This window comes from Demequina salsinemoris, assembly GCF_000974805.1.
Classification (GTDB): Bacteria; Actinomycetota; Actinomycetes; order Actinomycetales; family Demequinaceae; genus Demequina; species Demequina salsinemoris.
Window position 1 is genome coordinate 19,136 of the sequence record NZ_BBQZ01000005.1, and the last position, 12,491, is coordinate 31,626.

The 12,491-nt window shown below is 70.8% G+C and carries 9 protein-coding genes; 8 read left to right on the forward strand and 1 reads right to left on the reverse strand.

The window, feature by feature from the left end:
• The first annotated feature begins 114 nt into the window (after positions 1 to 114).
• The 8 genes from AOP78_RS10290 to AOP78_RS10325 all read left to right on the forward strand — a co-directional run bounded on the left by AOP78_RS10290 (position 115) and on the right by AOP78_RS10325 (position 10,762).
• On the forward strand, positions 115 to 2,823 hold the full coding sequence (locus AOP78_RS10290; RefSeq protein WP_062204021.1) for an ABC transporter substrate-binding protein: 2,709 nt from the start codon (positions 115 to 117) through the stop codon (positions 2,821 to 2,823).
• A 6-nt stretch (positions 2,824 to 2,829) separates the two neighbouring features.
• Complete coding sequence (locus AOP78_RS10295) at positions 2,830 to 3,825, forward strand: ABC transporter permease (protein WP_236685364.1); 996 nt, start codon at positions 2,830 to 2,832, stop codon at positions 3,823 to 3,825.
• Complete coding sequence (locus AOP78_RS10300; RefSeq protein WP_062204024.1) at positions 3,822 to 4,670, forward strand: ABC transporter permease; 849 nt, start codon at positions 3,822 to 3,824, stop codon at positions 4,668 to 4,670. The genes AOP78_RS10295 and AOP78_RS10300 overlap by 4 nt, the downstream gene beginning before the upstream one ends.
• Positions 4,667 to 6,238, forward strand: a complete 1,572-nt coding sequence (locus AOP78_RS10305) for an ATP-binding cassette domain-containing protein (RefSeq protein ID WP_062204026.1) — start codon at positions 4,667 to 4,669, stop codon at positions 6,236 to 6,238. The genes AOP78_RS10300 and AOP78_RS10305 overlap by 4 nt, the downstream gene beginning before the upstream one ends.
• 1 nt (position 6,239) lies before the next feature.
• Entirely contained in the window at positions 6,240 to 7,304 is a 1,065-nt protein-coding gene (locus tag AOP78_RS10310; RefSeq protein ID WP_152659504.1) for a peptidase C39 family protein, read from the forward strand.
• A 292-nt stretch (positions 7,305 to 7,596) separates the two neighbouring features.
• Positions 7,597 to 8,979, forward strand: coding sequence for an aspartate aminotransferase family protein (locus AOP78_RS10315; protein ID WP_083980027.1), 1,383 nt, complete (start codon positions 7,597 to 7,599; stop codon positions 8,977 to 8,979).
• Positions 8,979 to 10,376, forward strand: coding sequence for an NAD(P)/FAD-dependent oxidoreductase (locus AOP78_RS10320; protein WP_062204033.1), 1,398 nt, complete (start codon positions 8,979 to 8,981; stop codon positions 10,374 to 10,376). Before AOP78_RS10315 ends, AOP78_RS10320 begins: the two co-directional genes overlap by 1 nt.
• Positions 10,373 to 10,762, forward strand: a complete 390-nt coding sequence (locus AOP78_RS10325) for a cupin domain-containing protein (RefSeq protein WP_236685365.1) — start codon at positions 10,373 to 10,375, stop codon at positions 10,760 to 10,762. Before AOP78_RS10320 ends, AOP78_RS10325 begins: the two co-directional genes overlap by 4 nt.
• Before the next feature lie 199 nt (positions 10,763 to 10,961).
• Here the strand turns inward: AOP78_RS10325 and AOP78_RS10330 are convergent, their stop codons facing one another.
• Positions 10,962 to 12,473 carry a PucR family transcriptional regulator gene (locus tag AOP78_RS10330; RefSeq protein ID WP_062204036.1) on the reverse strand — a complete coding sequence of 504 codons (1,512 nt, stop codon included), beginning with the start codon at positions 12,471 to 12,473 and terminating at the stop codon, positions 10,962 to 10,964.
• Positions 12,474 to 12,491: the final 18 nt, after the last annotated feature.

Below are 12,491 nucleotides of genomic sequence, written 5' to 3' on the forward strand. Positions count from 1 at the left end.
TTGTGGGCCGCGGAGAGGCGTGTAGCCGGAGTTCGCTTCTGGATGCGAGAAGTTCTTACGTTCACGAAACATCGGCTTAACCTATGGATCGGTTTTCGCCTATAGCGTCCACCTATGGCCGAGACGCAGAGAACCGAGATAGATGCGCTCGCGCGCGCCATCGACGTGCGGTCGCTGCGGATCCTCGTGGCCATCGACCAGGCGGGCTCCATCAGTGCAGCCGCGCGCTCGCTGGGCTTCAGCCAGCCGACCATCACCCAGCACGTCCAGCGACTCGAGGAGCGTCTCGGCGCGAGCCTCGTGTCCCGCACCGGCCGCGCCGCGCGCCTGACGCCGGTCGGGGCGCTGCTCGCCCGCCACGCCCCGCGCATCGACGCGAGCCTCACCGCGGCCGCCACCGAGCTGTCGCGCGTGCTCGGCCGCCGGGCGGGGCTCGTGCGGCTCGTGGCGCTGCCCGAGTCCGTCGGGTCGGTGCTCGCCCCTGCCGCGAGCCGGCTCGCGGCTCTCCTGCCGCACCTCGATATCGAGGTGCTCGAGGCCGCGACGCCCGAGGACGCGATGGACATGGTCCAGGACGGCCGCGCCGACATCGCCGTGACCCCTACTCCGCTGATCGCCCGCGACCGCTCGACCTCCGCGCGCCGCGAGGGGCTGCGCACCACCTTCCTGTTCTCCGAGGAGGTCATCGCGCTGACCTCCGCCGACGTGCCCTCCGCCGCGGGCCGCGTGGACGCGTCCGCCCTCGTGGACCTCCCGTGGATCCTCGGCGCCGGCACGTGCGCCGCCGCCATCGCCGACCGCCTGGGCCGCGCTCAGGGCGCGGCTGACTCCTCGGTCTCCCGTGCCGACGCCGCCGTCGCGCTCGCCGCGCACGGCCGGGGCACCGCTCTCGTCACCGAGTCCGCGATCGCGGGTAGCAGACTCCCCGCCGGGCTGAACGCGTTCGGGCTCGCGCCCGCCGTTCGCCGGCGCATGGTCGCCACGACGCTCGTCGAGGCGGCCACCATCCCCGCGGTCTCCGCCGCGCTGCGCGTGCTCGCGTCGCGTCGGCCGGCCGTGGCCGAGGTCGAGGCTGTCCTCGACGCCAGACGTCGCAGCGCGGGGCATCGTGCCCGATTCGCGTCCCTTGCTGCGGTCGACCCCGCACCCACGCATCCAGAGGAGAACGACGACATGTCCTTGACCAACACCGGCGCGATGGCCCGCGTCGCAGCGGTCTCGGCAGCGGGAGCCATCGCGCTCGCCGCGTGCTCGGGGCCATCAGAATCGGACACCGAAGCGAGCGCGAGCTCGAGCGCCTCGTCCGCGACCGCCGCGATCGGCACCGACACGGGCGAGGAGATCGACAGCATCACCGTCACCCTCCCCGGCTCGCTGTCGAGCCTGTACGTCGGCTCGGAGTCCGGCATCCTCAACTACTACGTCGCCTCGATCGTGCAGGAGGGCCTCCTGACCGTCGACGCCGACGGAGCCCTGCAGCCCGGCCTGGCGGAGTCGTGGGAGCAGACGGACGACGTCACGTACGTCTTCGAGCTGCGCGACGACGCCTACTTCCAGGACGGCAACCCGGTCACCGCCGAGGACGTCGTGTTCAGCCTCGACATGGCGCGCGACGAGACGGCCTCGCCCGGACTCGCGTACTACATGACCAACATCGACACCGTCGAGCAGACCGGTGACAACGAGGTCACGATCACCCTCGCCGAGCCCGACGCGGCCTTCGCGGGCAACATGACCACGGCCGGAGCCGCGTTCATCACCGAGAAGTCCTTCTGGGAGGAGAACGACGGCGACGTCGGCACCTCCGACTCGCTGCTCATGGGGTCCGGTCCGTACGAGGTCACGGAGTTCGTGCCCGACGATCACGCGACCTTCGAGCGCGTCGACACGTGGTGGGGCGACCTGCCGAGCGTCAAGGAGATCCGCATCGACTTCGTCTCAGACGAGTCCACGCGCCTCCTCGCCGCGCAGTCCGGCGACGTCGACATCGCGTTCAACGTGCCCTTCTCGCAGGCGGAGCAGTGGGAGTCCATCGAGGACATGCGTGTGCTGTACGAGAACGACCTCTCGTATGTCGGCCTGTACTTCAACCTCGACGTCGCGCCGTTCGACGACCCGAAGGTCCGTGAGGCCATCGCCCACGCGGTCAACCGCGAGGCCTACGTCGACACCCTGCTCGACGGCCATGGCGAGGTCGCGACCGCGATCATGACCCCGGAGTCGCTCACGTCGGTGTACTCGGCCGATGAGGCTCGCGAGATCCTCGGGGGCATCCCGCAGTACGACTACGACCTCGACGCCGCCGCGGAGGCGCTCGCCGAGTCCGACTACCCCGACGGCTTCGACGCCGAGATCCTCACGCCGAACACCGGACCCCAGCTGGGCACGGCCGCGCAGGCGCTGTCGCAGGATCTCGCGACCATCGGCATCAACCTCACGGTCACCGAGGTGCCGATCGAGGAGTGGCTCGCGAGCCTCGACCCGTCGTCCGGCTACGGCCTCAACTACATGTGGTACTTCTCGACGCTCGGAGACCCGGCCGAGATCCCGTCATACCTCATCGGCGCCGACAACCCGGCGGCCTACGACAACGAGGAGATCCTCGACCTGCTCAGCCAGGTGGGCGCGGAGACCGACCCCGCGACCCGCATCGACCTGCTGGTCGAGGCCGAGACGCTCCAGGCCGAGGACGTCGTCAACATCCCGCTGTGGTGGGGACAGTCGGCGACGGCCTTCTCGAACGACCTGGGCCTGACCGACTACAGCGCCTTCACGTTCGTGTCGACCTGGCCCAGCCAGCTGTACGCGGCCAGCAGCGAGTAACAGCACGTGGCCGTATCCACCGATCGAGCGCGCGCGTCGCGGCTGCGTCCCCTGGGACGCATGCTCGCGGCGCGCGTGCTCGGCACGCTCGCGGTGCTGCTGGTGCTGTCCATCGTCATCTTCGCGATGATGTACATGGCGCCCGGCGACCTCGTGAAGAACCTCCTTGGCAACCGCGCATCGAACCCGGACACGATCGCCGCGATCCGCGCGCAGTACCACCTCGATGAGCCGGTCGTCACGCAGTACCTGCTCTGGCTCAAGGGGCTCCTCACGGGTGACCTCGGCGAGTCGATCCGCCTCCAGGTGCCCGTCACGGAGGCGATCGGCGCTCGCGTCGGGATCACCGCGGCCATGTGCGCGATCGCCTTCGCGATGTCCGTCGTGGTCGCGGTGCCGCTCGGCGTGATCAGCGCGGTGCGTGCGGGCGGCTGGACCGACCGCATCGGCAACGCGCTGTCCGTGCTCGGGCTGAGCGCCCCGACCTTCGCTGTCGGCCTGCTGCTCCTGTACGTCTTCGCGTACTACCTGCCGATCCTGCCCGTCTACGGCGGCGGCGACGGCGGCCTCGACACGCTGCGCCATCTGATCCTGCCCGGCATCACTCTCGCGCTCGGCCTCGGCGCGATCCTGGTGAAGCTCACGCGCACGGCGATGCTGCGCGAGCTCGAGGCCGACTACGTCACGTTCGCGCGAGCCCGCGGGCTCTCGGAGCGCACGGTGCGGAACCTCGCGCTGCGTGGCGCCGCGATCCCGGTCGTCACGGGTGCGAGCCTCGTGCTCACCTTCCTGGTGGGCGGCACGGTGCTCGCGGAGACGACCTTCTCCCTGCCCGGCCTCGGCACGCTCCTGGAGGATTCGGTGCTGTTCAAGGACATCGCGGTGGTGCAGGCGCTCACGCTGCTCGTCGCGGTCGTGATCGCGGTGATCGCGCTGCTCGCCGACCTCGCCTACCTGCTGCTCGACCCGCGCCTGCGGGACCGGATCGGGGTGGACTCATGACCGCCGTCGCGCCCACTCGCGCGCGCTCGCGCAGGCTCCCTCCCGCGAGCGTCCTCGTGTCGCTCGCCGTGCTCGCGCTCGCGCTTCTCGCGGTCGTGCTCGGCCGCTTCCTCTTCCCCGACGCGATGCATCAGGACATCCTGTCGTCGACGCTCGCGCCGGGGGAGGACGGCCACCTTCTCGGCACCGATGAGCTCGGCCGCGACGTCCTCGCGATGTCGGTCGCCGGCGCGGCCTCCGCCCTTGTCGGGCCGATCATCATCGCGGTCGGGTCGATGGTGCTGGGCGTCATCCTCGGCACCCTCGCGGGCTACGAGCGAGGCTGGCTCGACTCCGTGATCGGCCGATGGACGGATCTGCTGCTCGCCCTGCCCGTGCTGCTCGCCGCGATCGTCGTCGGCGGCGTGCTCGGCGGCGGCTACTGGGTGACCGTCGGCCTGCTCATCCTGCTGTTCTCGCCGTCCGACATCCGCATCGTCCGTGCGGGCGTGATGGAGCAGTCGGCGCGGCCCTACATCGAGGCGGCCCAGATGCTCTCGCTGTCCCGGTGGCGCGTGATGTTCCGCCACATCCTGCCGAACGTCGCGAGCCTCGTGATCACCAACATGATGCTCAACGTCGCGTTCGCGCTCGTCGCGTTCTCCTCCCTGTCGTTCCTCGGCGTGGGCGTCGCAGCTGGCACCGCCGACTGGGGCCGTCAGCTCACGGACAACCGCGCCATCATGTTCGACAACCCCGCCGCGGTCTTCGTCCCCGCGGCGCTCATCGTCGTGGTCGCCGTCGCCGTGAACCTCGTGGGCGACTGGATCGGACAGCGACTGTCCCAGGTGGGGGAGGAGGCATGATCGGGGTCGAGATCACGGGCCTCACCGTCACCGGCCCTGCGGGCACCATGGTGCAGCCCTTCGACGCCGAGATCCCGCTCGGCACGACGCTCGCGCTGATCGGCGAGTCAGGCTCGGGCAAGACGCTCAGCGCCAAGAGCCTCATCGGCCTGCTGCCGCGCGGCTTCAAGGCCGAGGGCGCCGCGACGGTCGCGGACACCCCGCTCCCGGTGGGCAGGGACGATGCGTCCTGGCGGGGGGTGCGCGGGCGTCAGGTCGCACTGCTGCTCCAGGACCCGTTCACGAGCCTGTCGCCGGTGCATCGCTGCGGCGATCAGATCGCGTGGACCATGGAGGCCGCTCGCGGGCATCGGATGCTCCGGCGCGAGCGTCGTGAGGCGGTCGCCGCCCGGCTCGCGGAGGTCAAGCTGCCGGAGCATGTGGCCGAGGCCCACCCTCACCAGCTCTCGGGCGGCATGCGGCAGCGCGTGGCCATCGCCGCGGCGCTCGCCGCCGACCCGCAGCTCCTCATCGCCGACGAGCCGACCACTGCCCTCGACGCGTCCAACCAGGCCGAGATCCTCGACCTGCTGCGCGCGATCCAGGCGGAGCGCCGGCTGTCCGTCATGCTGATCTCGCACGACCTCGGGCTCGTACGCGGGCGCACCGACACGGTGCTCGTCATGCAGTCCGGCGTGATCGTCGAACGGGGAGAGACCTCGCGCGTGCTCTCCGACCCCCAGCATCCGTACACGCGCGCACTCATCGACGCCGATCCCGTGGTCGCGGCTCGTCGGGGATCCGGCGAGGCTGCGGCAGTCGACCTCGACGGACGCCCCACGCTCACGTCCGCGCAGGGGATCGTCAAGACGTTCGGGCATCGCACCGTGCTGCACGAGGTCGATCTGTCGGTCCGCGAGGGCGAGATCGTCGGCGTGGTCGGAGAGTCGGGCTCGGGCAAGACCACGCTCGCGCGCTGCATCGCGGGCCTCGAGAAGGAGGACGGCGGGACGATCGACTTCGCGGGCGAGACGCTCGCGCCGGGGCGCGCCTCGCGCACGCCCGACCAGATGCAGATCGTCTTCCAGGATCCGTACTCGTCCCTCAACCCCATGATGTCCATCCGCGCGATCCTCGCGGAGGCGCTCGCGGTCGCCGGGCGTGGGGCGGACGAGGTCCCTGCGATGCTCGAGCTCGTCGGGCTGCCGGCGGAGATCGCCTCGCGGCGCCCCGCCGAGCTCTCGGGGGGACAGCGACAGCGCATCGCGATCGCGAGGGCGCTCGCCCCGCGCCCGCGCCTGCTCATCTGCGACGAGTCCGTGTCCGCTCTCGACGTGTCCGTCCAGGCGCAGATCCTCGAGCTCCTGTCCGGGCTGCGCGAGCAGCTCGGGATCGCCCTGCTGTTCATCTCCCACGACCTCGCGGTCGTGCGGATGATCGCCGACACCGTGGTCGTCATGCGCGACGGTCGCGTCGTCGAGCAGGGCGACTGCGCGCAGGTGCTCACGGAGCCCGCGCACGACTACACACGCCTGCTGGTGGCCGCGTCCACCCGAGAGAACGCCCCCGCCGGGGCAGGGAAGGACTGAGGTGTCCCCATCAACCACGATGGTCACCGGCCACCAGGCCGTCATGGAGGCGCTCGAGGCCGGCCTCGCCGGCGCGCTCGGCGAGCAGCGCGCCGCGCTCTGGCGTCTCGACCGGTCGGCCTACGAGCCGACCATCCGCACGCGCGGGGAGGCGACCAGGGCCGCCGTGCTCACGAGCGCGAGGCCCGCGACCGCGGCGACCAAGATCGTCGACCTCTGGTGGGACGACGCGGAGGAGGCCGCAGCGCTCCTCGAGGACGTGATCGCCGCGGCGATCGACCGCGGCGACGCCGTCGTGAAGTGGGAGACCGGACCCGGGGTGGAGGCGCCCGCGTTCGCGAATGCCCGAGGCTTCGTGCCTTTGAGGAGTCCGTGGTCGGCCAAGGGAACGGAGGTCCGCGGCGGTCTGGTGCTGTGGCTTCGCGACCTTCCGCACCACGAGCCCGGCTACTACGCCCAGACCACGATGTTCACGTGCGGCGCGGTCGCCGCGCTCATCGCATCGGAGGAGCTGGGCTCCACGGGCTTCCGTGGCGACTCGTCCGACCGCGACAGGGAGGTCGACTTCTGGCGGCGGGCGAGCAACTATCCCGCCTGCGAGCCCGTGGGGCTCGCGGTCGCGATCCGGGAGGACCTTCGCACCGTCCCCGTGGGCGTCAGCCTCGATGTCGAGGGACCCGTCCTCCTCGAGGACTTCGACGGCTTCGACCGCGACTTTCGCGCGGAGCTCCAGGAGCAGTCCTGGGGCAAGGCCGAGGCGCTCGGCGTGCCGGTGTCCCGCACGCGCGTCACCGTCGAGCAGATCGCGGCGCGGATCGTGGGAGGCGAGATCGCGCTGCTGCTGATCGACGAACACCCCATGCACGGCACCCACGGGCCGCATTGGATCGTCGCGCACGCCTCGGACGGAGACGTCGTCGTGGTCGAGGACCCGTGGACCGAGTCGGATCACGGCGAGACCTGGGTCGACACCCACGACCTGCCGATCGCTCTCGCCGACCTCGACCGCCTCGTCACCTGGGGTGACGACGGCTATCGCGGAGTCGTCTTCCTGGGCCGCGGCTGAGGCGCGGCGCGGCTCTCGAACCCCGCCGCCGCAGCGGGCCGCTGGAGCGGTCGAGCTTTGTGCTCCGGCGTGTTCTCACGGCGGATTCCATATCGAAAACTCGTATCGAGCGTGTTAAATCCTTGTGAAGTGGGCTATTCACCATGGAATCGCTTGCTAATCTCGGGTGCAGGCAAAGCGTGCCCCCGACGCGAGTCCCTTCGGGGGCTCAAGCCCGACGGATCGTGCCAGGCCGACGACCGTCCTCACGTCACGCATAAGCCCGTCGCCAGGCCGGTCGGGTGGAGCAATCATGGCCATCACGCTTGACCGCACGCGCATCGCGCAGCTCATCGAGGAGCAGTCGAAGCTTCTCAACGACCGCACCATCAAGTCCCGCGAGATGTACTCGCAGGCCTCGGAGCACCTCTCGGGCGGTGTCGCGTCGTCCTACCAGGGTCGCGACCCCTGGCCCATCTACATCGAGTCCGGTCACGGCGACCGCATCCTCGACGTCGACGGCAACGAGTACTACGACTTCCACAACGGCTTCGGCTCGATGGTCCAGGGCCACGCGCACCCCGTGATCGGCAAGGCCGTCGCGGACCGCTACCCGCTCGGCACCCACTTCGCCGCCGCGACCGAGGACTCGATCGTCGTCGCCGACGAGCTCGCCAGCCGCTGGGGCCTGCCCAAGTGGCGCTTCACGAACTCCGGCTCCGAGTCCACGATGGATGCGATCCGCATCGCCCGCGCGTACACCGGCCGCGACACCGTGATGAAGATCTTCGGCTCCTACCACGGCCACCACGACACCGTCATGGTCTCGATCGGTGTCGCGTACGACAAGATCGGCGACCGCGAGAATCTCGAGTCGCTCGCGTACGGCGGCGGCATCCCGCAGGCGACCGTCGACATGACGATCGCGGTGCCGTTCAACGACGCCCCCGCGATGGAGCGCCGCATCGAGCGCCTCACCGCCGAGGGCCGCAAGCCCGCGTGCGTGATCATGGAGGCTGCCATGATGAACCTGGGCGTCGTCCTGCCTGAGCCCGGCTACCTCGAGGCCGTCCGAGAGATCACCAAGAAGCACGGCATCGTCCTCATCTTCGACGAGGTCAAGACCGGCCTCACGATCGCCGCGGGCGGCGCGACCGAGAAGTTCGGCGTCACCCCCGACATGGTGACCCTTGCGAAGGCGCTCGGCGGCGGCCTGCCGTCCGGTGCTATCGGCGGCACCGAGGAGGTCATGGCTGTCGTCGAGGACGGCACCGTGTATCAGGTCGGCACCTACAACGGGAACCCGCTGTCAATGGCGGCCGCCCGCGCGTCGCTGCTCGAGGTCCTCACCCCCGAGTCCTACGAGCGCCTCGCCGAGCTCAACGACCGCATCGTGAACGGCTGCCAGGCCGTGATCGACAAGTACGACCTGCCGGGCTACGCCGTCGGCATCGGCTCCAAGGGCTGCGTGACGTTCGCGACCGAGAAGATCGTCGACTACGAGACCTTCAAGGAGGCCCAGGACGTCGACCTCTGCGAGCTCGCGTGGCTGTGGAACATGAACCACGGCATCTTCATGACGCCGGGTCGCGAGGAGGAATGGACCATGTCCGTCGTCCACTCCGACGAGTCCGTCGACGCGTACATCGCGGCCTTCGACTCGCTCGCCGCGGCCCTCACGGAGGCCGACGCCTGATGACCGTCGAGGCCTCCCGCACCACTGTCTTCGAACGCGAACCCGCCGACCCCGCGGTGGTGCGGGAGGCCCTCGCGGGCTCCCGCCTGACTCCCTTCTGGCTCGACGGCCTCGAGCGCCCCGAGCATCCGCCGCTGTCCGGCACCGAGACCGCCGACCTCGTCATCGTCGGCGGCGGCTACCTCGGCCTGTGGACCGCGGTCCTGGCCAAGGAGCGCAACCCCGACACCCGCATCGTCCTGCTGGAATCCGAGGTCATCGGCTGGGCGGCCTCGGGCCGCAACGGCGGCTTCTGCGAGGCGAGCCTCACGCACGGGCGCGAGAACGGCGAGAGCCGCTGGCCCGACGAGATCGAGCGGCTCGAGGAGCTCGGGATCGAGAACCTCGACCAGATCGAGGAGACCGTCGCGCGCTACTCGATGGACGTCGACTTCGAGCGCACCGGGCAGCTGTCCGTGGCCGTCGAGCCCCACCAGGTCGAATGGCTCGGGGACGACGCTCTCGACGCGTCAGGCGTCCGTGCCTTGGTCGACTCGCCCACCTACCTGGGCGGCGAGCTCGACATGGAGGGGTGCGCGATGGTGCACCCCGGGAAGCTCGCGCTCGAGCTCGCGCGCGTCGCTGTCGAGCTCGGCGTCGTGATCCACGAACGGTCGGCCGTGACCGAGCTGACGGACGGTGGCGTGCGCACTGGGCGCGGTGAGGTGCGCGCGGCCAAGACGGTGCTGGCCACCAACGTCTTCCCGTCGCTGCTCAAGCGCAACGCGCTCATGACGGTGCCCGTGTACGACTACTCGCTCATGACCGAGCCGCTCACCCCCGAGCAGCGCGCGTCGCTGGGCTGGGAGGGTCGCGCCGGCGTCGCCGACATGGCGAACCAGTTCCACTACTACCGGCTCACGGCCGACGATCGGCTCCTCTTCGGCGGCTACGACGCGATCTATCACCCGGGCCGCAAGGTCAAGGGCGCGTACGAGGACCGTCCCGAGTCCTACGAGAAGCTCATGAGCCATCTGCTCACCACGTTCCCGCAGCTCGAGGGCGTGCGCATCTCGCACCGCTGGGCCGGCGCGATCGACACGTGCACCCGGTACTGCGCGTACTTCGGCACGGCCCGCAAGGGGACGGTCGCCTATGCCGCGGGCTTCACGGGGCTCGGTGTCGGCGCGACGCGCTTCGCTGCCAACGTCCTGCTCGACCTGCTGTCGGGCTCTGAGACGGAACGTACCCGCCTCCAGATGGTGAAGGAGCGGCCGCTGCCGTTCCCGCCCGAGCCTGTCGCAGCGATCGGCATCGGCATGACCCAGTGGTCGCTCAACCAGGCCGATCACCGCGAAGGCAACCGCAACATCCTCCTGCGAGTGCTGGACAGGCTCGGCCTGGGGTTCGATTCGTGACGCTGTCACAGTCCGACGGGTCGACGGAAGGTTCCGAACCGTCGACGCTCGAGCCCGGCCGGTCGGTGGTGGCGGCCGGGCTGCCCGTCCCGTTGGAGGCGCTGCCCGACTCGCAGGTCGAGTCGGGCGCGCCCCTGGCGGGGGCGGTCGCGCTCGCGACCCTCGGTGAGGCCGAGATCGGCGTGTGGGAGCACACTCCCGGCGTCTCGACCGACGTCGAGGCCGACGAGGTCTTCGTGGTCCTGTCAGGTCGCGCGACGATCGACTTCACCGATGGTTCGGCCGCGCCGCTCGAGGTGGGGCCCGGGTCCGTCGTGCGGCTGGCCGAGGGACAGGCGACGCGGTGGACGGTAACCGAGACGCTGCGCAAGGTATACATCGCCTGAGCGAACCCGCGCGGCAACCCCCGAATCACCGAATCGGGGCGTTGGCGCCTCAACTGATCACCTTCTGACACAAGGCGGCGGAGCGGTACGGCGTGTCTCTCGCGACACGCCGTCGAGCCGGCCCGCGTTGTGTCAGGAAGCGCCCGCACTTGACGCCGACGGGGGCGCACTGGGGCACGTCACGACCCGGCAACCCGGCCTATGTCGTGACCGTAGCGTCCAAGGCGCCTGCCGCCGTCAGCGCGGCCCACGCCTGCGACCGGCCCGCGACAGATCCAAGATCCAGACCGAGCAGCCGCTGTGCCTGCTCGATGCGCGTGCGCACCGTGTGCCGATGCACCTCGAGCGTGCGGGCTGCCGCGTCGTGGGCGCATTCCGCCCCCATCCAGGCGACCAAGGTCGGCATCAGCGCGGTGCCGTGCTCGCGGTCGTGGGTGCGCAGCGGCTCAAGCGTTGCCTCAGCGAGATGCCTGGCTTCGTCCTGTCCGAGTGCGGCGAGCATCCCGAGCTGCGCCGAGTCCTCGAAGCGCACGAGTCCCGTGTGGCCGCGAGTGAGCGCGATCCGCGCCCGCGCGAGCGCGTCGTTGTACTCCTCCCAGGTTTGGGCGACCGACATCCCGACCGGCTCGGAGACGGCGGCCAGCGCGATCTCGGCGCCGCTCGCCGGGCCGAGCACGATCGCCTCGGTGGTCCAGAGCACCACGAACAACGTGGGCTGCTGCGTGAGCGCCGTCAGGAGGCGGGGTGTGGGATGGGGCGCGACCGCGACGGCGAACGGCGGGGACGGCAGGTAGATGCCGGCCGCGTCGGCGACGTAGCGGGCGAGCTCTCCATCGTCGCGCTCGATCGCGGCGAGGAGCCCTGCACGAAGGACCTCGCGTCCGTGCTCCAGATCGGCCCTGCGCTCGCCCGCAGCCCCGGCGATCGCGGCCGCGGTCGTGACGACGGAGCGTTCGTGCTCGTCCAGCAGCATCGCGACGGCCAGCACGCCCTGGCCGCCGCCATGCCCCAGGGTCTGCAGCGTCACGGGAGTGTCCCCGACGGTGAAGGAACCGCCCGCGGCGACCCTGCGCGCAGTCAGGCCGACGGCCTCGACCCTCACCCGCTCCGCGGCGTCGGCGTCCAGGCGCCCGGCGGGGTGCTCGTGGAGGAACCTTCCGCCGGCATCGATCACGCCCACCCAGGCGCCCAGGCGGCGCGACAGCTCGGCGATCACCGCGTCGGTGCCGCGGCGGCTCAGCGCGGCGAGCGCGATGGCGCGCTGCGCGTCGAGCGCCCAGGTGCGACGGGCGTAGGCGGACGCCGCGACGGCCTCCGCGTTCGCGCGCGCCACCGCGATGAACGGCGTGCGGTAGGGGACCTCCCACAGGGGCATCCGGTGCTCCCGGCAGGCGCGGGCGAGGAGTTCGGGGATCCCCTCGCGCACCACCTCGGTGCCGAAGCCCAGGCCCAGCACCCCGCGGCGTCGCAGCCGGTCCACATAGGCGTCGTACTCGTCGTCGGGGGCCGCGTCGGTGAACTGCGTGCCCGTGGTCAGCAGGACGAGACCCTCGGACAGGAACGGCGTCGGGTCCAGCAGGTCGGAGCTGTGCACCCAGCGGATCTCCCGGTCGAGCGCGTCGGCGGGCAGGTCGGCGGGGTCGCTCTCAAGCCGCAGGTCGAGTCCGCGGCGCGCGAGCAGCGCCCTGATCGTGGGGCCGGGGGTCTCCATGGAAGCAGTCTGCCATCG

What these genes read in the sequence shown, in the direction of transcription:
- AOP78_RS10330 (WP_062204036.1), bottom strand. Translation starts at nt 12,473, where the DNA reads ATGGAGACCCCCGGCCCCACGATCAGGGCGCTGCTCGCGCGCCGCGGA.
- AOP78_RS10315 (WP_083980027.1), top strand. Translation starts at nt 7,597, where the DNA reads ATGGCCATCACGCTTGACCGCACGCGCATCGCGCAGCTCATCGAGGAG.
- AOP78_RS10305 (WP_062204026.1), top strand. Translation starts at nt 4,667, where the DNA reads ATGATCGGGGTCGAGATCACGGGCCTCACCGTCACCGGCCCTGCGGGC.
- AOP78_RS10320 (WP_062204033.1), top strand. Translation starts at nt 8,979, where the DNA reads ATGACCGTCGAGGCCTCCCGCACCACTGTCTTCGAACGCGAACCCGCC.
- AOP78_RS10300 (WP_062204024.1), top strand. Translation starts at nt 3,822, where the DNA reads ATGACCGCCGTCGCGCCCACTCGCGCGCGCTCGCGCAGGCTCCCTCCC.
- AOP78_RS10290 (WP_062204021.1), top strand. Translation starts at nt 115, where the DNA reads ATGGCCGAGACGCAGAGAACCGAGATAGATGCGCTCGCGCGCGCCATC.